The organism is Dongia deserti (assembly GCF_003574735.1).
Classification (GTDB): Bacteria; Pseudomonadota; Alphaproteobacteria; order Dongiales; family Dongiaceae; genus Dongia_A; species Dongia_A deserti.
The window spans coordinates 41502-62527 of record NZ_QORW01000022.1 but is presented as its reverse complement, the minus strand read 5'-3'; the positions used below and the strand labels follow the sequence as shown (position 1 = coordinate 62527).

Genomic DNA, 21026 nt, shown 5'->3' with positions numbered 1-21026 from the left:
ACGCGTCCCTTCAAGCATCCAGCACGCGCAGCGCGCGCTTCACTGTCGGCCGTTCGCTGATCTTTTTGATCCACTTCTTGACGTGCGGGAAGTCCTCTGGGTCCTGGTCATAGGCAGCGGGATTCTTGGTCCACGGCCAGGTCGCGATGTCGGCGATCGAGAATTCCTCGCCACCGAGATAGGCGCCCGTGGAAAGGCGCTTGTCCATCACGCCGTAGAGCCGTCCCACTTCACGGGTGTAGCGGTCGATGGTGTAGGGAATGCGCTCGGGCGCCGAGCTCCTGAAGTGATAGCACTGGCCGAACATGGGCCCGATATTGCCCATCTGGAACATCAGCCATTCCAGCACGCGGGCGCGCGGCTCGTCCTCCGCGGGCAGGAAGCGCCCGGTCTTCTCCGCCAGATACAACAGGATGGCACCGGATTCGAAGATAGTCACCGGCCCGCCGTCGGGGCCGTCCCGGTCGATGATCGCGGGGATTTTGCTGTTGGGATTGATCTTCACGTATTCGGGGCTGAACTGCTCCTTCGCGCCGATGTCCACCTTGTGGATCCGGTACGGCAGACCGGTCTCCTCCAGCATGATGTGGATCTTGTGGCCGTTCGGCGTGCCCCAGGTGTAGAGATCGATCATCCTGCCTTCGTCCGCGCCCGCAATCGCCGGCAGTCTTGAGGATTTCCCTTGAGCTGGCAAGGGCGCTTGCCGATCATGCCGGGTCTCCCGGAGCGTTGCCCGCCGAACTGGAAGCAGATTCGGCGACAGAAACGCGACCACTTCGAAGAGCGCTTTCCGCCGAAGTGGAAGCCGGTTCGACGCCGAAAACGCGACCACGTCACAACAGGTGAACCACTGATGAACGACATGGACTGGCAGCACCCGCGCAGCGACTATTCCGAGCTGATCGGGTATCGCGTCACCAAGCGCGACACCGGCTATTGCGAGCTGGAGCTCGCCGTGGAACGCAAACATCTGAACCGGCTCAACGTGCCCCATGGCGGCTCGCTCGCCACTCTGATCGATACCGCAGCGGGAGTCGCGGTCGCCTTGGCGCAGGGACCTGACAAGGCCCTGCCCGCTGTCACCCTGTCGTTGTCGATGCAGTTCCTGGGTCAGGCGAAAGTGGGCGACGTGCTGACCGCGATCGGTCGGCACATCGGTGGCGGACGCACCATCGCCTATGGAACGGCCGAGATCAAAAGCCAGGATGGCCGCGTGATCGCGCGCGGCGATGGAACCTTCCGCTACGTGACGCCTCGCGGTTGAGAGGAGGCGTCGAGGCTACGCCGGACGGGCTGCCGTGTCCCTCGCCGGCACGGTTGCCACGCGCTCCTTCGGTCCTGGCCGGCCAAGCCCGAGCCGCGCGTATTCCGCGGTCAACCCGCCTGTCAAAGCGAGCCAGCACATCCTGAGATCCGACACTGCACCATAGAACGGATTGACCCGGATCAACGGCTGGTTGTGCTCGATCAGGTGGTGCGAACTGACGGCTATGACGACGCCGAGAGCGATGCCGCCTGCCATGAACCAGAGGAACTCCAGCCAGACTGCCAACACCGCTCCGCCGATACCCGTGAGTGTCGCCAGATAGTGCATCCCTCTGGTCGCGGGCTTGCGGTGGGCATCCAGATAAGCGACCCAGAAGTCGCGATAGGGCATCCGCAAGCCTTCTTGCAGCTCTTTCATTGCTTCACCGTCCCTTTCCGATGGCGGCGAGCCACCGTCCCTGGAATCACTTTAACCTCGAGGGACCGCTTCGTCCAATCCAGATGTTTCAAATCCTAGATTCAATTGCCAGAGATTCAATTACCCGGGAATTTCGGAGTCCGTCGCGCGAGGAAGGCGTCGATTCCCTCCCGATAGTCCTCGGATTCCACCGCCGCATAGGAGCGCCGGATATCCTCTGCATCGAGAGACTGGAGCACATCGACGGCACGTTGTGTGAAGCTTTTGTGGTGGCGATGCGAGGCGGGAGACCCGGTCAAGATACGTCCGATTGTGGCCGCTAACTCGGCTTCAAGATCGGCCACGGTTCGGGTCAGAAGGCCGTGCCGTTCCGCCCAGGAGGCATCATGCAGCTGCCCCTCCAGCAGCAAGGCCAGCATGGTCGGGCGGCCCAGCATGTGAGTCAAAATGGCGAGCTCCGGATAGGGCATCGCCACGCCGACCTTCTGAATCGGGACTCCATAGCGGCTGTCTGCCGCGCCGAGCCGCAGGTCGCACATCAACGCGATCTCAAGGCCGCCGCCCACGCACAGGCCTTCGATCGCAGCGATCGTAGGATGCCGGCAATCGCGGATCGCCGTCAGCGCGGCGACCATCTGACGGCCGTAGGTTTCCGCTTGCTCCGCGGTCGCGCGCAGGGCCGGGAATTCCGACAGATCGGCACCGGCCGCGAAGTGACCGCTCGTGCCCCGCACGACCACACAGCGCACCTGCACGTCCTGCTCCAGCAGCGTGAAGACCTCCCTGAGCTCGCGCCACATGTCCAAGGTCATGGCATTGCGCTTGTCCGGACGGTTCAGCCGAACCGTCGCCAACGCGGCGGAGTGGCTGCGCTCGACCAGAATGACGCTCACCACGGCACCTCGACGCACGCCTTGGGATACGTCACGATTCAGTCACGGCTTGCTGCCTCGGCCTTGAACGCTTGCGCCGCCTCCGCGAGCGAATCGCCGGAAGGCATGGGGTCGTTGGCAACGTTGGGCGGCGGCGCATCGGCCCTGGGCGGCGCCCAGTGCAGCAGGTGCTCGGAGAGCTGCCTCAGTGTGGCGCGGTTGGCCTGCAGCATGTCCTCCGCCAGCAGTTTCAGCACGCGGATGTTGGTGCTGCTGGCATCGTCCATATCATCGTTGCCGACATCGAGCCGCGCCTGGAAACGGTAATATTGCCGCATGCCGCCTGGCGTCGGCGGCAGCAGCTGCTGGAGCTGGTAGTCGACCACGTCGCAGATGCCATCGCACATCAGCGCGAAGGTCGGCTGCGCCCAGCGCGCCGCGCCCCAACCTTTCACCTCGTCATAGGGCAAGCGGCGCGTCAGCTCGCCGGTGCCGAGCGAGACCATGATGATGGATTCGTGATCCGGGAAGCGATGCAGCACCTCGGTATAGGCGCACATGCCGGGGTTGTAGGCGAACAGGGCACCGTCGACCAAAGCATAATAGTCGTTCGGTCCGTCGATCTCGATACGGGCTGGTTCGAAATAGGTCGGTGCGGCCGTGGCAGCGCGGATCACCTGCTTCATCGGATAGTCGTAATACTGCTTCACGCGCGCGTTGCTGACCTTGAAGAAGAACGGAAAGCGCCGTTCGATCTCGTAGGCCGGCACGACCACGTCACATAGGGCATCCTTGAGCCGGCAATCGCCGAAATATCCTTCCAGGACCTCTTCAAGGCCCGTGCTCGGATACTTCTCATCCGCCAAGTTGCCGACGGCGCGGATCTTGTGCCAGACCGAGCGCGAGAAGACGCGCTTGCCATCTGCTTCATAGACTCGGACGACGTCCCGCGCGGTATGACGCGGCCGTCCGCCTTCACCGGGGCAGGCGAGCGCCAGGGCGATCAGCCCGCCGCTCGAGGTTCCGACGATCATGTCGAACAGGTCGATGATCGGCCGGTTGGTGCGCCGCTCCAGGTCGGCCAGCACCATGGCCGGCAGGATGCCGCGGATCCCGCCGCCGTCAATGGACAGGACACGGAACGGCCGTTTGCCCGGCGGGAGCGTGCCGTCGAGGCCGGCCTTCCTGCCGAACAGCATGCGGCGCGCGAGAGAGAGCGGTGCCGACGCCATTGAAATCCTAGCTCAATTCAGCCCAGACCATTCTAGCGGCAAAGCCGCCAAGGGTAGGTTAACAATTGCATGAACACTGGTCCAACCGCTAGAACCATCCCACCTTGCGTTGGGAGATAGACTCAATATGACCAGCCCGGGTTCCGCCGGTCCCTCCGGCCCCGCCGTCGCGCGCGTTCTGTTGGAGATTGGCGCCGTCCTGATGCGGCCCAAAGACCCCTTCATCTTGACGTCCGGCCGCGCCAGTCCGGTCTATGTCGATTGCCGCAAGGTGATCGGCTATCCCCGTGCGCGTATGCTGATCACCGGCCATGCCATCGAAGCAATCTGGCGCGAGATCGGCGTGGAAAGCCTGGACGTGATCGCGGGCGGCGAGACCGCCGGCATTCCCTACGCCGCCTGGATCGCCGACAAGCTCGGCCTGCCCATGGCCTATATCCGCAAGAAGCCGAAGGGCTTCGGCCGCAATGCGCAAATCGAGGGTGTCTTGCCCGAAGGTGCTCGGACGCTGCTGGTCGAAGACTTGGCGACCGACGGCGGCAGCAAGCTCAACTTCATCAACGCCATCCGCAATGCCGGCGGGAAGGTCAGCCATGCGCTGGTCGTGTTCCATTACGGCATTTTCCCGCAGGCGCTCGACGACCTGAAAGCGCAGGGCGTCACCCTCATCGGCCTTGCCACCTGGTGGGATGTCCTGCAGGTCGCCGGCGATCTCGGCCACCTCAGCGCGGAGGAGGCGAAGGACGTGCGCTCGTTCCTCGAGAACCCCGAAGCCTGGTCCGCGGCGCGTGGCGGAAAGAACCCGGCCAGCAAGGAATAGGCCAGCGAGCGCCCATCATGAAGATCAAGCCGTTTGGCGTCGAAATCTGGATGAACCAGTACGAGACGCAGTGCGCCTACAACCTGGCTGAGACGTGCGTTGAATCGCTGACCGTTGCGCAGCTGCTGGACATGGCAGACAAGCGCGCCGTCATTGTGGACGAGCTGCTGCCGCTCAAGCTCACCTACGGTGCCATCGAGGGTTCCGAGCGGCTGCGGCGCAATGTGGCGGCGCTCTATTCCCGGCAAGCGCCGGAGAACGTCGTCATCACCCACGGCGCGATCGGCGCCAACGCGCTGGTCTACGCGACCCTGGTGGAACCGGGCGATCGCGTCATCTCGGTGGTGCCGACCTACCAGCAGCATTATTCGATTCCGGAGAGCTACGGCGCCGACGTGCAGATCCACAAGTTGCGCGAGGAGAACGGCTTCCTCCCCGATCTCGACGACATCGAGCGCCTCGTCACGCCCAACACCAAGCTGATCGCCATCAACAACCCGAACAATCCGACCGGCTCGCTGATGGACCGGGCGATGATGCAGCGAATCGCCGACATGGCTGCCCGCTGCGGCGCGCATGTCCTCTGTGACGAGGTGTATCGCGGCGTGGACCAGGTGGGCGACGAGCTCACCGTGTCGATGGCCGACCTCTATGAGCGCGGCATCAGCACCGGCAGCATGTCCAAGGCCTTCTCACTGGCGGGCCTGCGGCTGGGCTGGATCGTGGGGCCGGTCGACTTGATCCGCGCCGTCTCGATCCACCGCGACTACAACACCATCAGCGTCGGCATGCTGGATGACCACTTTGCCTCGATCGCGCTGGAACATCGCGACGCCATCCTGGCCCGCAACCGCGACATCGTGCGCACCAACCTCGCATTCCTCGATCGCTGGGTGGCGCAGGAACCGTCGATCTCCTACGTGAAGCCAAAAGGCGGCACGGTCGCCCTGCTGAAATACGATTTCGACATGCCGTCGCAAGAATTCTGCATCCGCCTGCTCGAGGCCGAGGGAGTCATGTTCACGCCCGGCAGCGCCTTGGATATGGAAGGCTATGTCCGGATCGGCTACGCGAACAACCGCGCTGTGCTGGAGGAAGGGCTCGCACGGGTTTCACGGTTCCTGCGAACACTCAACAGCACGGCCCTGAGGGCAAGATCGTGATCACCCATCCAGACTGGCTCTCCCCCTCACGGCCGGAACGAAGATCCGGCCATCCAAATTTGCCTGCAAGCGGCACGTCCAAACTCGGATCACCGGGTCTTGTCGCTTCGCTCCTCGCCCGGCGATGACGGAAGAGAAGCGGTGCAATCAGATCGAAACCATGGCATGACCGCTCTCGACACTGCCTTCGTGCGCGAGCAGTTCCCACCACTCGCCGATGGCTGGGTGTTCGTCGAGAATGCCGGCGGGACCTATGTGCCGCGCCAGGTGATCGAGAGCACGCGCGAATATATGAGCGAGACGCAGGTCCAGCCGAACTGGAACTTCGCGTCCTCGCGTCGTGCGACCGAGCGGATCGAGCACGGCAAGCATCTGATGGCGGAGTTCATCAATGCTGATCATGACGAAATCGTGCTCGGCCCCTCCACCACCATGCATGTCTACCTGATGACGCAGGCGCTGCGGCATCAGTTCAAGCCGGGCGACGAGATCATCGTGACCGAGCAGGATCACGAGGCCAATGTCGGCGCTTGGCGCCGCCTGGAGGAGTTCGGCATCGTCGTCCGCGAATGGCCGGTGGATCGCAAGACCGGCGCGTTGCGCTACGAGATTCTGGACGAGCTTCTCTCCGCGCGCACGAAGCTGGTGGCGTTCACCCACTGCTCCAACGTCGCCTCGATCGTGCATGACGTGCCCGCGCTGGCGAAGAAAATCCGCGCGGCAGGCGCTCTCGCCTTCGTCGATGGAACCGCCTATGCGCCGCACTTCCCGGTCGACGTCAAGGCACTCGATTGCGACTTCTATGTCTTCAGCCTGTACAAGGTGTGCGGCCCGCATCAGTCGGTGCTCTATGGCAAGCGCGAGGTCTTGAAGCAGCTGCGCAACCAGAACCACCATTTCATCACTGACGAGAACGTCGCGTACAAGTTCCTGCCCGGCGGGCCCAATCACGAGCTCGCGGCCGGGTGCGTCGGCATTGCGGACTATTTCGACAAGCTGCACGCCCATCATAAGCTGACGCCGGCCAATCGCTTCCACGCACGGCTGCAGCGCGTCTATCAATTGATCGGTACGCATGAGGCAAAGCTCGCGGACAAGATCACGGCCTTTCTGGGATCGCGCCGCGAGGTACGCATTGTCGGCCGCCAGCCGAGCAGCGACGGTCGTCTTGCGCCGGTCATCGCATTCCATGTGCCCGGCCGCTCGTCCGCCGATATCGTCGCCAAGCTCAACGCGCGGCAGATCGCCATCGGCCACGGCGATTTCTGGGCCGCGCGCTTGATCAAGGCGCTGGGGTTGACGGCGGAGGATGGCGTGGTGCGCATCGGCTTGGCGCACTACAACGACGATCGCGATATCGATCGGCTGCTGACAGCTTTGGATCAGGCGCTCGCATAATCAGCCTGACATTGCGCGTGTCACGACAGCCGGGGTAAGACTCCCATCGCGATATCACGATGGGAGGGATGCATGTTTCACCATGGACATCACATCTTTCGTCGCACCGGGCGCCTGATCGTAGGCCCGATCCTGCTTGTGCTGGCGGCAGTTCCCGCGCAAGCCGAGACCGTCAACCTCACACTCCTGCTGGTCAACGACATCGACAAGATGGAAGGCGCCGGCCCGCGCGGCGGCTTCGCACGGCTGGCCGGCGTGGTTGAGCAGGAGCGTGCGAAGGGCGGGCATCTGCTCTATGTCCATGCCGGGGATACCCTGTCGCCCTCTCTGATGTCCGGTTTCGATCATGGCCGCCACGTGATCGAGCTGCTGAACATCGCGCCACCCGATGTCTTCGTGCCGGGCAATCACGAATTCGATTTCGGACCGGATGTCTTCCGGCAGCGGATGAGCGAGGCCAAGTTCCCGCTGTTCGCCGCCAACCTGCAAGGCCCCGACGGCAAGCCCCTCCCCGGCTTCGCCGCTACCAAGGTCTTCGAATTCGGCGGTGTGAAAGTGGGCGTCGTCGGCCTCGCCGCAGACGATTCGCAGGAAAAGTCCTCGCCCGGCGACCTGGTGCTTCTGCCGACAGTCAAAACCGGCATCGCGGAAGCCGGCCAGCTGCGCAAGAATGGCGCAGACCTGGTGATCGCCGTCGCCCATGCGGCGCGCTCCAAGGATCGCGCCTTGTTCGACAGCCGCGCCGCCGACGTGATCCTGTCGGCTGACGATCACGACCTCAATATCTTCTTTGACGGCAAGACCCTGCTGGCAGAATCCAAGGAACAGGCCGAGTTCGTGACCGCCATCGATCTTGCCATCGATGTCGAGGAGGAGAATGGCCGGCGCAGCGTCACGTGGTGGCCGAACTTCCGCCTGATCGATACCGCGAACGTGGAGCCAAGCGCGGCGGCCGCAGCCAAGACCAAGGAGCTCGAGGCCCAGCTGTCCAAGGAGCTGGATGTCGCCATCGGCACGACCCAGACGCCGCTCGACAGCCGGCGCCCGACCGTGCGCGGCGGCGAGGCAGCCATCGGCAACCTGATCGCCGACGCGATGCGCGCGGCGATCGGCGCCGATATCGCCATCGTCAATGGCGGCGGCATTCGCGGCAACAAGGAATATCCGGCCGGGACTGGGCTGCTGCGGCGCGACGTGCTGACGGAGCTGCCCTTCGGCAACAAGACCGTGCTGGTCGAGGTGACCGGCGCGACCTTGCTGGCCGCGCTGGAGAACGGTGTGGCGCAGGTCGAGGAAGGCGCCGGCCGTTTCCCGCAGGTGTCCGGCCTGACCATGCAGGTGGACTTGAAGAAGCCCGGCGGCAGCCGCGTCGTCGCGGTGGAGGTGGCCGGCAAGCCGCTCGACAGGCAGGCGACATACCGGCTCGCGACCAATGATTTCATGCTGCGGGGTGGCGACGGCTATACGATGCTCGCCGAGGGCAACGTCATCCTGGGCGAGTTGGATGGTACGCTGCTGGCCGACCACGTGATGTCCTACATCGCCAAGGCCGGCACGATCGCGCCGAAGGTCGAAGGGCGGGTCAAGCTGGTCCAGTAAAGCGCAAGGAAGCCTGAAGCCCTCGTATGACGAACCAGACCGGCGCCGCCGACCCCATTTCCCCCGCCAGCGCCGACCGAGGCACCACAATCGGCATCGCCCTGGTGCTGAGCTCCGCTTTGGCCTGGAGCACCGCCGGTTTCTTTGCGCGGACGGTCCCAATCGACATCTGGGTGGTCGTGTTCTGGCGCGGCATCTTCGGCGGCCTCTCGATCGCAGTGCTGGCGATGATCGAGCGGCGCCGCTTCGGCTTCGACTGGCAGCGCGCCTTCAGCCTGGCCGGCATTGCGCTCATCTTGATCTCCGCGGCCGGCAAAATCGCGTTCATTTACGCGCTGCAGAACACCACCGTCGCCAACGTGACGGTGATCTATGCCACCCTGCCCTTCATCACCGCGATCTTCGCCTGGCTATGGTTCCGCGAGCGGGCTGGCCGGCGCACCCTGATCGGTAGCCTGGTGGCCGGCGCCGGCGTCATCGTCACGGTCGGCGGCTCCACTGGCCTCGGCGGCGGCCACATCCTGGGTGACCTCGCCGCCTTGTTCATGACCTTCACCATGGCGGTCATGACGGTGATCATGCGCCGCCACCGCGATGTGCCGATGCTGGAAGCGGCGGCGCTGTCGGGCATTGCCGCCGCGATCATCGCCTTTCCGATGGTCGACCCGTTCACCGCCACCGTGACCGATATCCTCTGGCTGGCGGCCTTTGGCATCGTGACGCAGGGCGGTGGGCTTGGCCTCTATACGATGGGCGCGCGCCGCCTGCCCTCCGCCCAGGCCGCCCTGCTCAGTGCGAGCGAAGTGCCGATGTCGCCGCTCTGGGTCTGGATCTTCTTCAACGAAGTGCCGGCGCCGGAAACCTTTTTCGGCGGCGGCCTGGTGCTGGCCGCAATCCTGTGGAACATCGGGGCGGAGCTGCGCAAATCCGCCAAGGCAAGACCAGCGCAGTGAGTGATCAGCCGCCCACAATCTTCAACAGCGCCTGGAACCGCGGCAGCGAACGCAGCGAGTTGAAGTCGCTGTCGTACCGGATTCGTGTCTGGAGCCGGCCGCGGATGCGCGGGATCGCGCGCTCCAGTAGATCAATGGCTGCTTCAGCCTGGCCCATCAGAGCATAGGCACAGGCAGTGTTGTACTGTGTGAGCAGATCGTCCGGGTCCAGCGACAGCGCCATGGACGCCCAGTCCCTGGCGCGCGCCGTCTCGCCGAGTGTTGCCAGGACCACGGCGCCGAGCGCGGCGGCATTGGAGCGCTCGGGATTGCGTTGCAGCTCGCGCTCGATCTTTTCAAGGCTGCGTCGCAGTGCAACCTCCGCCTCGTGGCGACGGCCGAGGTCCCGGTAATTCTGAGCCAGCAAGACCGGGCATCGAATGTCGTCCGGACTGGCTGCACAGGCTCGCTCGAAGTATTCGGCGGCCTCGGCGAACCGTCCCTGCGACTGGCACGCGCGCGCATAGAACTTGAGCACCTCGAACAGGTTCGGGTCCAGGCGCATCGCCGCCTTGAACTCGCGCTCGGCCTCCTCATGGCGCTCCAAGGTGGAGAGAGCGAGGCCGCGCGAGGCGTGGGCCTCGGCGAGGTCCGCGTCGAGTTCCAGCGCCCGCGCGCTCGCCGCTAGAATGCTTTCCGGCGTCACGTCCGCGTAGCTGCCCATGTAACGCTCGGATTCGCAGTCAGCGAGGCCCGCATAGGCGCGTGCATAGTTCGGGTCGAGCGCGATCGCCCGCTCGAACATCCGCTTCGCGATCTCCATGCTGTTCTTGGTCTGCTGATGGAAGAACTGCCGGCCGCGTAGATAGTACTGGTAGGCCTCGAGGTTCTCTGTAGGGACCTTCTCGATCGCCTTGCGCTCGCTCGGCAGCAACGTCACCCGCAGCGATTCCACAATGCGGTGCGTGATCTCGTCCTGGACGATGAAGACATCCGTAAGGTCCCGGTCATAGCGATCCGCCCATAGATGCCCACCGGTCTCGCCGTCGATCAGCTGGGCCGTGATCCGGACGCGGCCGCCGGCCTTGCGAACGCTCCCCTCCAGCACATGGCGGACGCCCAGATCCTTGCAGAGCTGCTGCACGTCCACCGCCGCGCCCTTGTACCGGAATGTCGAGTTGCGCGCGGGCACGAACAGGCCCGATATCCTGGAAAGGTCGGTGGTGAGATCTTCCGTGATTCCGTCGCTGAAATACTCCTGTTCCGGATCGCCGCTCATGTTGGCGAAGGGCAGGACAGCGACCGAGACCTTGGTCTCCCCGCGAGGAGGCTGACCGCGCTCCTGCCGATCACCATCGGCAGGCTCCACCTCCGCAACAAAACGGAAGCCGCGGCCATGCACGGTGCGGATGATTCCCTGGTCCTCCCCGGTGTCGTTGACCGCCTGTCGCGCGGCCTTGATCCGGCTGCTGAGGGCGGATTCCGATACGAAGCGCCCCTGCCAGATCGCCTTGTAGAGCTCATCCTTCGTGATGGTGCGATCGCGGTTCTCGAGGAGATACTGCAAGAGGTCGAAGACCCGCGGCTCGACAGCCTTAAGGACGCCCTGGCAGCGCAGCTCGTACCGCCCCGTATCCAGCTCGCAATCGGCAAACCGGTAGATCACTGACCGCCTCCCGTCGGGTCGCCGATTATCGGAGCCGGGAGCCCGGACCGGCAAGGATGAAGCCCGATCTCGTCTGCAAAAAACCAGAAAACCGTCAGGAAATAACCCACTGGCGCCCAAGCGAGTGTTGCGGGGGTTCGCTACCCTGCCTCCAACTTGGATGGAGGAAACAATGACGAACCTCAACGCAACAGCGTCACAAGGGCCGGGAACCGCTTGCAACAGGCAAGGCCCACGGGCGATTACAAGGATCTTTGCCTTTCTTGAAGGCTTGATGCACGCCCATCGGTCGCGGCGCGAAGCCGAGCATCTGGCGAGCCTCAGCGATTACCTCTTGAAGGACATAGGGATCACCCGCAGCGACATCGACATGGTCGTCCGCGGGGGCAGATGGCATGGCTGACGGGCGAAGCAGGGAAACGGGGTTTGGTGAGGGAGCCACATGCTACACCACCCGTCGGACGGATGCACCGCCTCGAAGTTCCGGAATTACCGCACAGCTCGCCGAATCGCCTTCGGCGAGCTGTGCACGACCGAGTCGCGGATGGATGGCTCTAGCCGAGTGCCCAGCCACTAACCCGCGGTGTTCTCGCCGCTGGAGCCTTCACCCGACGAGGACTCCCCTTCGGGAGATGGGCCTGACGTCGGTTCCAGCGAGCTCACGGGCGTTTCTGGCGCCATGACCGGACTGGGCGTCGGCCTTCTCCGTCTGGGGGCCTTGCGGGCCGCTGCCTTCTTCTTGGGGGCGCTCTTCCGCGCCGTCTTTTTCTTCGCGACCCTTTTCTTCGCAGCCTTCTTTTTCGGCGCCGACTTGCGCGTCGCTTTCCGGGCGGCTTTCCTCCGCGCGGTCTTCTTGGCGACTTTCTTGCGCGAGACCTTCCTACGCGCGACTTTGGCCTTCGACTTCACGCGCGCCTTTCTGGATTTTGCCGCCTTCTTGCCAGCGTGCTTCTTCGTTGCCTTCTTAGCAGCCATCTTCACCCCTCCCGTTGGACCGGTATGCCTTCGAGTCCCAGATCAGCGCGGATTCAAAACTCTCTTATGACTTTCGGCAAGCCGGATTCGCGATCAGAGCGCAGATCGCATGTCGGCGACCGACCATCCGCCATCCACCAGCAGGTTGGTGCCGGTGATAAGCGATGCTGCCGGCGATGCCAGGAAGACGATCGCGGCGGCCACGTCCTTGGGATCGCCGATCCGGCCAAGGGGGATGTGGGCCAGGGTCCTGCGTTTGAAGTCCGGGTCGGACAACGCTGGCGCGGTCCCGTCAGTATTGATGAAGGTCGGGGCAATGCTATTGACGGTGATGCCGTACGGCGCCCATTCCGAGGCGAGGCAGCGGGTCAGGTGATTGATCGCCGCCTTGGTCATGCAATAGATCGATTCGCCATGCAGGACGACGCTGCCGGCCTGGGAGCTCATATTGATAATCCGGCCCTTCTTGCGCTGGATCATGCTCCGGCCGACCGCCTGGGTCACGAAGAACGTACCCTTGAGATTGGCGTTCACGGTGAAGTCGAAGTCCGCCTCCATCACCTTTTCCGCCGGGTTTTCCGGTCCGACGCCAACATTGTTGAGCAGGATGTCGATCCGCCCGAACCGGTCCAGCGCACGGGCCACGCCGTCCCTGATCTGATCCATCCTGGTGACGTCGAGCTGGAGGGGCAGCACTTTCCGCCCCAGCCCCTCGATCTCGGCGGCAAGGCCGCCATCGGTGCTCAAGTCGCGAAGGCCGAGCACGATGTCCGCCCCGGCCGCCGCGCAGGCCAGCGTGCTGGCGCGCCCCAGCCCGCGGGCCGGACCGGTGACCAGCATGACCGCCCCTGTCAGATCGAAGTTCGGTGCGTAGTCGCCCCCATGATCGCTTGCGCTGCTCATAACCGTTCCTCCCCTCTCGTCGGGATCCACCATTCTTCGCCGCGCGCTGTCGTCACATATTCCGGCCAGCGGAAATCCAGCGGCACACGGAAGTCCTTGGGCAGCAGGGGTGCCACCCAATCCTTGCCGCTGATGCCGCCGGTCCGGTGACGCCATTCCCCTTGGGCGTTCCGCAGCAGCTCGCTGTTAGACAGGAGGTCCGTGATGGTCGCCCCAACGGTCTTGGCGGCGGTACGGATCATGGGATCGATGCAGGGCCTCAGGCCGCCCAGGGCATTCATCGCCCAGGCCGGATAGCTGAATCCTTTCGGCGCCTTCAGCATCGGTCGCGCGATGTAGAAGCGCACCGTCGGGCAGTGCCAGCAGTATTCGGTGTAATCGTCCGAGGTGGAATTGAGCTGCGACGGCGGCAAATCCTGCCGCAGCTTCATCTCCGCCTCCATAGGAGGGATGGTGGTCTCGCAGGCGCTGAGATAGGGCTTGTCCATCGGCGTAAGGCCCAGTTCCTTCTGGATCTCCCGCGCCAAGCGAATCGCCTCCTCGCCCCATTTCGGCGCGCCGGCCAGCACGATGTTGCGATAGGTCGCCTCGGCTAGCGCATGGTTGGGCAGGCCAGGCCGCGATTTGGTCACCCAGGTGCGTTTCCAGGTGCAGTGCGCGGCTTTGGCGGCGGCTTCGGCATTGTTGTCGAGCACGCGTGCGACCTGCTCCGCCATTTCAATGGTGGGCGTGCGCCAGAGATACTGGATCTCGGCGATCTGGGCCGGCAGGTTGTCCGCCGTCGCCTGCCCCGCCGTCAGGATCGCCTCGCTCAACGACCAGCCCTGGGTGAAGGGCAGCATGTTGGATTGGGTTTGCTTCGTTAGCCCGAACATGTGGAACAAGGCGTCGGTCGCTCCCGGCGCCCGCGCCGCGACGTGGCTGGCCGGGATCGGCGAGCTCGAGTCGCTGAGCCAGCTTTCCGGCTCCGGACATTCGAAGGTGTAGATGCAGGCATACCCGGCGCCGCAATGGGTATCCCAGCGCGCCGTGTTCACCAGCGGCAGCATGTAGGTCGGATGAAAGCTGATCGCCGCGTCAAGGTTCTCGTAATAGCCTTTAGCCGCATGGACCGGTTTCGACAGGCGCAGCTTCTCGGCCGGCTCGCCGAAAAACACGATCGTGCCTTTGAGCCCTATCTCCGTCATCGCCGCCTTGGCGGCCAGTACGCCGCCCAGCGCCGAAATGCCCAATGCGGAGTGCGGATCGGTATGGCCGCCGGCATGGGGCGACAGGCCGGCACGCGGCATCTTGCTGGTGGCGGCCGCCTGGCAGTTGCCCGGCACCGCATCGTACTCCGCATAAGCCGCGATGCGCGGGCCCTCGCCGTTCGACCAGGTGGCGCGGAAGGCAGTCGGCATGCCGCCAGTGCCGGCCTCGACCTCGAAACCCGCTTCCTTAAGGCGTGCGACATACCAGGCGGCGGACTTGTACTCGCGCAGCGCCGTTTCGCCGTAGTGCCAGATGATCTGGTTCCAGTCCGAGAGATTGCCGATGTGGCGATCTACCCAAGCGAACACGGCCTCCTTGTATCGGTCCATATGCTGATCTCCTGTCCGTGGGCAGCATGGCGAGTTGCGTCAGCGGCGACAAGTGGCGGGGATTGACCCATCTCGCCATCACGCAAAGAATGTCGGGACAGATCGCGGGGAGCAGACGTGCTCAGCCATGTATCACTCGGCGTCGCCGATCTCGACCTGGCGGCGGCGTTCTATGACGGCGTCTTGTCGGCGTTGGGGTACGTCCGCGTCTGGAGCAATGCGGACGGCGTCGGCTACGGCACAGCCGGTGGCAATGACAAGCTCGCCTTGTTCCCGGCTGCTGCGGCATCGCCGCCGGGTCATGGTTTCCATCTGGCGTTCGAAGCGCCGAGCCAGGCCGCAGTCGATGCTTTTCACGCGGCGGCCTTGCGTCTGGGCGGCCGCGATAGTGGCGCACCCGGCTTGAGGCCGCACTACTGCCCGACCTACTACGCAGCCTTCGTGACCGACCCCGACGGCCACAAGCTCGAAGCGGTCCACCAATAGCCGGGATCCATCAAGGCCACGGACTTGTGCCCCCTGAGCGCCGCTCGCCGTACTGCCAGATGACTTGATTCTACGCCGGTGGCTGGCCAAGATACTGCTCCACTCAGCAAAAGGCCGCTTCCTTGTACTGGTCCATCTCCTGATCTCCCGCGCAGCGATTCCCTGAACGAGGCGCGCCTCGCTGGGAACGGCTCCTTGCGTTTCTTGGGACAAGACGCATGGCGGAGGTGCCGCTCATCGGCAGCCCGTCATGCATTCGGGAGATTCATTATGCTGGATATCGTCATCATCGGCGCAGGTGCCGCCGGATTGGCTGCGGCGCGGCGCCTCGTGGACAAGGGCGCCTCGTTCCGCCTGCTCGAGGCCAAGCCGCACATCGGCGGCCGCGTCGTCACGGACAGCGCCACGCTCGGCGCGCCGGTTGATCTCGGTGGGCATTGGCTGCACTCGCCGGCGCTCAACCCACTGACTCCGCTGGTCGATCGCTATTTGTTCCACGTGAAACAAGGGCCGGAGGATTTTCGCGTCGCGCGTAACCGGGCCATCCTTTCCGGCCCCGAGCATGATGAATGCTTCGCCTATGTCGACGATTGCTTCGCTAAGATCGCCGCGATCGGTGACGGAGAGCATGATTGCCCCGCCTCCGCGCTGTTTCCCGTCCGCGGCAAATGGCACGACTTCTTCGAGGCGAACTTCATCGCCAAGCAAGGCGTGACGCTTGCGCAATCCTCGGCTCTAGATTTCGCGCGCTATGTCTGGGAGGGCGACGATTGGCCGATCCTGGATGGCTTCGGCGCTCTGATTGTGCGCCATGCGCAGGGCATTCCGGTTGAGTTGGAAACACCGGCAACGCACATCGCCTGGGGCGGCAGGAACGGGGTTGCGGTGGAAACGCCGCGCGGCACGATCGAAGCGCGCGCGGTGATCATCGCGGTTTCCACCGGCGTGCTGGCGAACGAGGTGATCCGTTTCAGTCCATCACTGCCCGACCGGAAGCAGCAGGCGATCGCCGATTTGCCGCTCGGCAGCTGCAACAAGGTCGCGCTCGGCTTTACGCGGAATCCGTTCGGCGATGTCGACTCGATGATGCTCATGCCGGATCTCGGCGCCACCGAATCGGTCGAATTCGTGGTGCGCGAAGGCGGCCATAACATCGTCACGGCCATGCTCAATGGTCCGTTCGCCAAAGAACTGGCTGCGCAAGGCGCGCGCCCCACGGCGGATTACGCACTGACGCAGCTTGCGGCAATCTTCGGTAACGACGTGAAGGCGTGCGTGACGGATCGGATCGTCTTTGCCGACTGGGATCACGATCCCTGGATCAGAGGCTGCTATGCCGCCGCCAAACCTGGACGCTATGCTGCGCGCGCGGAATTGGGACTGCCGATCGAGCACCGCCTGTTCTTCGCCGGCGAGGCCGTTCACCATTGCTACATGGGCGATGTCCACGGCGCGCATCTGACCGGCGAAGCGGCGGCGGAGGCCGCGTTGGCAGCGCTGCGCGGCGAGTGACGACAGTTCGCGGCCTTCGCGGAAGCCGCTGAATTGACGGAACCCAACCTACCGTGAAGCGTTGTCGTGAAGGCGCGCTTCCGGAGATCCGTGCATGAGTGGCCGTGCCAAGAGCTTGAAAGTCAAGGGACAACAGCCGCTCGACCGGGCCATCATCGCCGCGACCGCCAGCGCGATTCCGACAACGTTCCATGCCGATTTCTACAAGGTGATCGAGCTCCTACCGGCCGCGATCTATATCACCGACGCCCAGGGGCGCCTCACGTACTACAACGATGCAGCCGCTGACCTTTGGGGCCATCGCCCGCCGCTTGGCTCCAGCTACTGGTGCGGGTCTTGGCGGCTCTATCAGCTGGACGGCACGCCGATGCCACACGACCAGTGCCCCATGGCCCTGGCGATTAAGGAGAACCGGGCGATCAGAGGCGTGGAAGCACTGGCCGAACGTCCGGACGGCAGCCGCGTTCGCTTCAGGCCGTTCCCGACACCGTTGCGCGACGAAAGCGGGACGCTGATCGGCGCCGTCAATATGCTGGTCGATGTTACCGACTGGCGGCTAACCGAGCAGCGTCTGGCGGACAGCGAGAGCCGCTACCACGGCATCTTCGAAGGCGCGCGCGTGGCACTGTGGGAGGAGGATTTCTCCGACGTCCTAGCGCTGCTCGATGATCTGCGCGGCCGCGGCGTGACGGATCTGCGCGGCCACTTCGCTGCCGATCCCGATGCATTGATGCGGGCGATGGAGCTTGTGCGCATCACCGACGTGAATGAGTACGCGCTCGAGCTGTTTGGAGCGGCTGAGAAGCGCGACCTGCTCACGTCCCTGAACCGGGTGTTCCTGCCGGCGACGCAGGCCGTGTTCGTCGAAGAACTGGCGGCGTTGTGGGACGGGAAACGGCGGTTCGAGGGCGAAGGGACCATGCAGACGCTGCACGGCCGGCCTCTGGATGTAATGCTCACCATCGCGTTCGAGGGCGAGCGCTGCGCGCGCACCTTGGTCAGCATCCTCGACATTTCGGGTTTGAAAGCAGCTCAGCGCGACTTGCGAGAGCAGCAGGACCGGCTGAGGTTCCTGAACCGGGTCGCCAAGACGATCTCCAGCAATCTTGACCTGGAGCATGTCGTTCAAACCGTAACCGACATCGCAACAGAGGCCGTCGGGGCGAGGTTCGGCGCGTTCCTCTACAAGCTGGACAATGGGAATTCCGACTCCTACACGCTCTATGCCGTTAGCGGCGCACCGCGTGAGGCATTTGCCAAGATCGAGCTGCTGCGCAATTCCACACTCTTCGATCCCGGCTCCCTCGGCCTCAATCCCGTCCGGTCGGACGACATCCGGAAAGATGCCCGCTACAGGCATGACGCGCCCGATTTCGGCGCCCAGGTGGCCCAATTGCGGGTCGCGAGCTATCTGGCGGTGCCGGTGGTTTCGAAAACCGGCCAGCCGCAGGGTGGGCTGTTCTTCGGCCACGACGAGGCCGGCATATTCACGCAGGAGGCGGAAGACATCGTCGCCGGCATTGCCGCGCATGCCGCGATTGCTATCGACAACGCGCGACTCTTGCGCAGTGCGCAGATAGAGATCCTGCAGCGGGCCCGGACAGAGCAGAACGCCCGGCGCTTAGCCGCCATCATCGAATCCTCCGACGAGGCGATCATCAGCAAGAACCTTGATGGCGTCATCACAACCTGGAACCGTGGTGCAGAGCGGCTGTTCGGCTACACGGCGCAGGAAGCAATCGGCCGGCCGGTCACGATGCTGATGCCGCCGGAGCGCGCGGACGAAGAACCGGGCATTCTGGCGCGCATCCGCCGCGGCGAGCAGATCGAGCACTATGACACTGTGCGCCGGCGCAAGGATGGCGGCCTGGTGGATATCTCTCTCTCCGTCTCTCCGATTAAGGATGCCGACGGCAAGATCATTGGCGCCTCGAAAATCGTGCGCGACATAACCGAGCGCAAGCGCGGCGAGCAGCAACAAGAGCTGCTGGTGGGCGAGGTCAAGCATCGCATCAAGAACATCCTGGCGACTGTCCAGGCGATCGCGCGGCAGACGCTAGCGGGCGCTCCGGCGGCGGAGCGCGATGCGTTCATCGCCCGGTTGATGGCACTCGCCAACGCCCAGGACCTGCTGACCTTGGAACGATGGAACCGAGCGGAGTTGCACGAGGTCGTGCGCCGGGCCCTGCGGCCGTTCGAGGCGCAGCACAGCGCGCGTTTCCTCACCAAAGGGCCAGAGGATATCTGGGTCAGCGCGCGGGACGCTTCCCTGCTCACCATGGCACTGCACGAGCTGGCCACGAACGCCGTCAAATATGGCGCGCTTTCCAACGCCTATGGCGTGGTCAGGCTCACTTGGGAGGTTGCAGGCGAGGAGGATGCACAAGTGGTCCGCCTGACCTGGCGCGAGCTTGGCGGACCGCTGGTGGTCCCGCCGGAGCGCAAGGGCTTCGGCTCCTTCCTGATCGAGCGTGCGTTGCAGGGTGGCGGCGGAAACGCGAACCTCGACTACAACCCGAATGGCCTGATCTGCTCCCTGGAAGTGGCGATTTAGCCAGCCAGGTCTCGTGCACCTTTAAGGGTCGACGGCGTTGCGCTACTCTCAGTCGTTGCGCAAGACCAGAAGGCTCTCTCCATTGGCGAAGAGCAAGGCGCCTGACCTGCAGCTCGAAGATGACCGGCTGCGCCGGCTGCTCGATTACTGGCTGGAGAAGCGCGGCGCGCGGCTGTTCCCGAGCAAGGCAGAGATCGACCCGGTCGAGTTCCGCTACGTGCTCGGCTACGTGACGCTGGTCGACGTCGAGCGCGACCCGCGGCGTTATCGTTTTCGGCTCGATGGCTCGATCCTCGTCGAGCTCTCCGGCACGGACTACACCGGCCGCTATCTCGACGAGCTGCCGGGCGAAGAATATGTCGCCTTCATCAAGGAGACCTATGACCGCGTGGTCGACAGCGGCGAGCCCTACCGCTACCGCAAGAACGGCCTGTTCGATCGGCAGCACTTCTCCGAAGAAACCTTGATCCTCCCCCTCGGCGATAGTCCGCCCAAGGTCGAGATGCTGATGGTCGCCGTCATCCCCGGCAACCTGCCGCACCGCGAAGATGGGAAGGTGGTGATCTAGGGGCGAGTACTGCCGTGCGAGTGCCAAACTCATTCTTCACGTTCAGATCAAATCCCCTAGCCTGCAGCCAGGCTGCACCTTCGGCATCAATTTCGACAGCGAGGAATGCAACGCCGTCTCTCCAATGCCATTGCGCATCGACACCAAATCAGGGTGTTCGCGAAGCAGATCAGTCGCTTCGCATAGACGGTGTTTCGAAGTCCGTACCAGATTGACTCAGTTATCATAGGCTCCAAGGTAATCCGGCCGCAGCGTCACTTCTGCGCTTCGCCGAACAACAGCGTGTCCAAGCCGCGCACCAAGCCCTTGATCTCGCGCACGCGACGGGCAGCGAGCAGGGTGCCGCTGACATAGGGCTCAGCGCTGGTGCCGGCGTCGTGCCGCAGGGCGAGCCGCTCGCTCGCCTTGCCGAAGATGGCCTCGACCGCGAGCACATAGCTGGGCAGGCGCACGGAATGGACGCGGCCCCCACTGATGTTGGCGCCGCGGGTTTCCTTGGGGCCGATGATCTTGTCGAGCGGCACGCCGGGATTGCTGGGCGCGATGGCGCCAAGCCGCTCCGCCAGCTCGCGCGCGGTGCCGCTCGGCACGTCCGGCTTGGTGGACTTGGCGTAGTCGATGATCTCGAAATCGGGCACATGCTGGGCGGCGATCACCGCGAAATGCTGGAGCAAAGCGGCGGTGATCGAGAAGTTGCCGCTCGCCACCACGCCGAGGCCGCGTGCCTCCGCCACCTCGGCGATCTCCGCATAATCCGCGGCGGAGAGGCCGGACGTGCCGACGATCGCAGGCACGCCGCGATTGAGTGCTGCAAGTACATTCACCTTCACCGAACTCGGGTGCGTGTAGTCGATGTAGACCTCGCTGGTGCCGGCCTCGAGCGCAGCCTCGACGCTGTCGACAACGGGCAGGCCGATGGCGGTGCGGCCGATCACTTGCCCGGCGTCCTTGCCCTTGCACCTGCGCGCAACGGCGCCGGAGAGTTCGAGCTCCGGATCATCCAGAACCGCTTGCGCAATGGCGCTGCCGGTCCAACCGGACACGCCGCCAACACAGATGCCCAATGTCATGACTACTTCCCT

General features: G+C 64.2%; 20 protein-coding genes. 12 read left to right on the top strand and 8 right to left on the bottom strand.

The window, feature by feature from the left end:
- Positions 1-10: 10 nt before the first annotated feature.
- On the bottom strand, positions 11-634 hold the full coding sequence (locus tag DTX69_RS25640; protein ID WP_119304430.1) for a glutathione binding-like protein: 624 nt from the start codon (positions 632-634) through the stop codon (positions 11-13).
- Positions 635-853: 219 nt separating this feature from the next.
- Here DTX69_RS25640 and DTX69_RS25635 point away from each other — a divergent pair, with 219 nt between their 5' ends.
- The gene (locus tag DTX69_RS25635) at positions 854-1264 is read left to right on the top strand and encodes a PaaI family thioesterase (protein WP_162917559.1); all 411 of its coding nucleotides are present in this window, start codon (positions 854-856) and stop codon (positions 1262-1264) included.
- Between the two features lie 15 nt (positions 1265-1279).
- Here DTX69_RS25635 and DTX69_RS25630 read toward each other — a convergent pair whose 3' ends face one another.
- The 3 genes from DTX69_RS25630 to DTX69_RS25620 all read right to left on the bottom strand — a co-directional run bounded on the left by DTX69_RS25630 (position 1280) and on the right by DTX69_RS25620 (position 3788).
- A complete protein-coding gene (locus DTX69_RS25630; protein WP_119304428.1) occupies positions 1280-1684 on the bottom strand; it encodes a DUF962 domain-containing protein in 405 nt (134 codons plus the stop codon).
- 116 nt (positions 1685-1800) lie between these two features.
- Positions 1801-2577, bottom strand: a complete 777-nt coding sequence (locus DTX69_RS25625) for an enoyl-CoA hydratase/isomerase family protein (RefSeq protein ID WP_284736069.1) — start codon at positions 2575-2577, stop codon at positions 1801-1803.
- Between the two features lie 38 nt (positions 2578-2615).
- Entirely contained in the window at positions 2616-3788 is a 1173-nt protein-coding gene (locus tag DTX69_RS25620; protein WP_284736068.1) for a patatin-like phospholipase family protein, read from the bottom strand.
- 127 nt (positions 3789-3915) lie between these two features.
- Between DTX69_RS25620 and DTX69_RS25615 the strand changes: the two genes are divergently transcribed.
- The 5 genes from DTX69_RS25615 (at position 3916) to DTX69_RS25595 (ending at position 9721) form a co-directional block, all read left to right on the top strand.
- A complete protein-coding gene (locus DTX69_RS25615; RefSeq protein ID WP_119304427.1) occupies positions 3916-4608 on the top strand; it encodes an orotate phosphoribosyltransferase in 693 nt (230 codons plus the stop codon).
- Positions 4609-4625: 17 nt separating this feature from the next.
- Positions 4626-5771 carry an aminotransferase gene (locus DTX69_RS25610; protein ID WP_119304426.1) on the top strand — a complete coding sequence of 382 codons (1146 nt, stop codon included), beginning with the start codon at positions 4626-4628 and terminating at the stop codon, positions 5769-5771.
- A 165-nt stretch (positions 5772-5936) separates the two neighbouring features.
- Positions 5937-7169, top strand: coding sequence for an aminotransferase class V-fold PLP-dependent enzyme (locus DTX69_RS25605; protein ID WP_119304425.1), 1233 nt, complete (start codon positions 5937-5939; stop codon positions 7167-7169).
- Between the two features lie 72 nt (positions 7170-7241).
- Positions 7242-8768, top strand: coding sequence for a bifunctional metallophosphatase/5'-nucleotidase (locus DTX69_RS25600; protein WP_119304424.1), 1527 nt, complete (start codon positions 7242-7244; stop codon positions 8766-8768).
- Between the two features lie 26 nt (positions 8769-8794).
- Complete coding sequence (locus DTX69_RS25595; protein ID WP_119304423.1) at positions 8795-9721, top strand: DMT family transporter; 927 nt, start codon at positions 8795-8797, stop codon at positions 9719-9721.
- A gap of 4 nt (positions 9722-9725) precedes the next feature.
- Here DTX69_RS25595 and DTX69_RS25590 read toward each other — a convergent pair whose 3' ends face one another.
- Positions 9726-11366 (bottom strand): TPR end-of-group domain-containing protein, encoded by a 1641-nt coding sequence (locus DTX69_RS25590; RefSeq protein ID WP_162917558.1) that lies wholly within the window; start codon positions 11364-11366, stop codon positions 9726-9728.
- 160 nt (positions 11367-11526) lie between these two features.
- On the opposite strand from DTX69_RS25590, the gene DTX69_RS31125 reads away from it, so the two are divergent.
- Both DTX69_RS31125 and DTX69_RS30400 read left to right on the top strand, forming a co-directional pair.
- Positions 11527-11769 carry a DUF1127 domain-containing protein gene (locus tag DTX69_RS31125; protein WP_119304472.1) on the top strand — a complete coding sequence of 81 codons (243 nt, stop codon included), beginning with the start codon at positions 11527-11529 and terminating at the stop codon, positions 11767-11769.
- A gap of 276 nt (positions 11770-12045) precedes the next feature.
- Positions 12046-12411, top strand: coding sequence for a hypothetical protein (locus tag DTX69_RS30400; protein WP_162917556.1), 366 nt, complete (start codon positions 12046-12048; stop codon positions 12409-12411).
- A gap of 23 nt (positions 12412-12434) precedes the next feature.
- On the opposite strand, the gene DTX69_RS25575 is transcribed toward DTX69_RS30400, so the two are convergent.
- Together DTX69_RS25575 and DTX69_RS25570 are read right to left on the bottom strand one after the other, a co-directional pair.
- A complete protein-coding gene (locus tag DTX69_RS25575) occupies positions 12435-13244 on the bottom strand; it encodes an SDR family NAD(P)-dependent oxidoreductase (protein ID WP_119304421.1) in 810 nt (269 codons plus the stop codon).
- Positions 13241-14824, bottom strand: a complete 1584-nt coding sequence (locus DTX69_RS25570; RefSeq protein WP_119304420.1) for a zinc-binding metallopeptidase family protein — start codon at positions 14822-14824, stop codon at positions 13241-13243. Before DTX69_RS25570 ends, DTX69_RS25575 begins: the two co-directional genes overlap by 4 nt.
- Before the next feature lie 117 nt (positions 14825-14941).
- On the opposite strand from DTX69_RS25570, the gene DTX69_RS25565 reads away from it, so the two are divergent.
- The 4 genes from DTX69_RS25565 to DTX69_RS25550 all read left to right on the top strand — a co-directional run bounded on the left by DTX69_RS25565 (position 14942) and on the right by DTX69_RS25550 (position 19944).
- The gene (locus DTX69_RS25565; RefSeq protein ID WP_119304419.1) at positions 14942-15310 is read left to right on the top strand and encodes a VOC family protein; all 369 of its coding nucleotides are present in this window, start codon (positions 14942-14944) and stop codon (positions 15308-15310) included.
- A gap of 270 nt (positions 15311-15580) precedes the next feature.
- Complete coding sequence (locus tag DTX69_RS25560; protein WP_119304418.1) at positions 15581-16822, top strand: flavin monoamine oxidase family protein; 1242 nt, start codon at positions 15581-15583, stop codon at positions 16820-16822.
- A gap of 94 nt (positions 16823-16916) precedes the next feature.
- Complete coding sequence (locus tag DTX69_RS25555; RefSeq protein ID WP_119304417.1) at positions 16917-19376, top strand: PAS domain-containing sensor histidine kinase; 2460 nt, start codon at positions 16917-16919, stop codon at positions 19374-19376.
- 82 nt (positions 19377-19458) lie between these two features.
- On the top strand, positions 19459-19944 hold the full coding sequence (locus DTX69_RS25550; protein WP_162917555.1) for a PAS domain-containing protein: 486 nt from the start codon (positions 19459-19461) through the stop codon (positions 19942-19944).
- 254 nt (positions 19945-20198) lie between these two features.
- On the opposite strand, the gene dapB is transcribed toward DTX69_RS25550, so the two are convergent.
- Entirely contained in the window at positions 20199-21014 is an 816-nt protein-coding gene (gene dapB / locus DTX69_RS25545; protein ID WP_119304415.1) for a 4-hydroxy-tetrahydrodipicolinate reductase, read from the bottom strand.
- Positions 21015-21026: the final 12 nt, after the last annotated feature.

What these genes read in the sequence shown, in the direction of transcription:
- DTX69_RS25640 (WP_119304430.1), bottom strand. Translation starts at nt 634, where the DNA reads ATGATCGATCTCTACACCTGGGGCACGCCGAACGGCCACAAGATCCAC.
- DTX69_RS25635 (WP_162917559.1), top strand. Translation starts at nt 854, where the DNA reads ATGAACGACATGGACTGGCAGCACCCGCGCAGCGACTATTCCGAGCTG.
- DTX69_RS25630 (WP_119304428.1), bottom strand. Translation starts at nt 1,684, where the DNA reads ATGAAAGAGCTGCAAGAAGGCTTGCGGATGCCCTATCGCGACTTCTGG.
- DTX69_RS25620 (WP_284736068.1), bottom strand. Translation starts at nt 3,788, where the DNA reads ATGGCGTCGGCACCGCTCTCTCTCGCGCGCCGCATGCTGTTCGGCAGG.
- DTX69_RS25615 (WP_119304427.1), top strand. Translation starts at nt 3,916, where the DNA reads ATGACCAGCCCGGGTTCCGCCGGTCCCTCCGGCCCCGCCGTCGCGCGC.
- DTX69_RS25610 (WP_119304426.1), top strand. Translation starts at nt 4,626, where the DNA reads ATGAAGATCAAGCCGTTTGGCGTCGAAATCTGGATGAACCAGTACGAG.
- DTX69_RS25605 (WP_119304425.1), top strand. Translation starts at nt 5,937, where the DNA reads ATGACCGCTCTCGACACTGCCTTCGTGCGCGAGCAGTTCCCACCACTC.
- DTX69_RS25600 (WP_119304424.1), top strand. Translation starts at nt 7,242, where the DNA reads ATGTTTCACCATGGACATCACATCTTTCGTCGCACCGGGCGCCTGATC.
- DTX69_RS25595 (WP_119304423.1), top strand. Translation starts at nt 8,795, where the DNA reads ATGACGAACCAGACCGGCGCCGCCGACCCCATTTCCCCCGCCAGCGCC.
- DTX69_RS31125 (WP_119304472.1), top strand. Translation starts at nt 11,527, where the DNA reads ATGGAGGAAACAATGACGAACCTCAACGCAACAGCGTCACAAGGGCCG.
- DTX69_RS30400 (WP_162917556.1), top strand. Translation starts at nt 12,046, where the DNA reads ATGACCGGACTGGGCGTCGGCCTTCTCCGTCTGGGGGCCTTGCGGGCC.
- DTX69_RS25575 (WP_119304421.1), bottom strand. Translation starts at nt 13,244, where the DNA reads ATGAGCAGCGCAAGCGATCATGGGGGCGACTACGCACCGAACTTCGAT.
- DTX69_RS25570 (WP_119304420.1), bottom strand. Translation starts at nt 14,824, where the DNA reads ATGGACCGATACAAGGAGGCCGTGTTCGCTTGGGTAGATCGCCACATC.
- DTX69_RS25560 (WP_119304418.1), top strand. Translation starts at nt 15,581, where the DNA reads ATGCTGGATATCGTCATCATCGGCGCAGGTGCCGCCGGATTGGCTGCG.
- DTX69_RS25555 (WP_119304417.1), top strand. Translation starts at nt 16,917, where the DNA reads ATGAGTGGCCGTGCCAAGAGCTTGAAAGTCAAGGGACAACAGCCGCTC.
- dapB (WP_119304415.1), bottom strand. Translation starts at nt 21,014, where the DNA reads ATGACATTGGGCATCTGTGTTGGCGGCGTGTCCGGTTGGACCGGCAGC.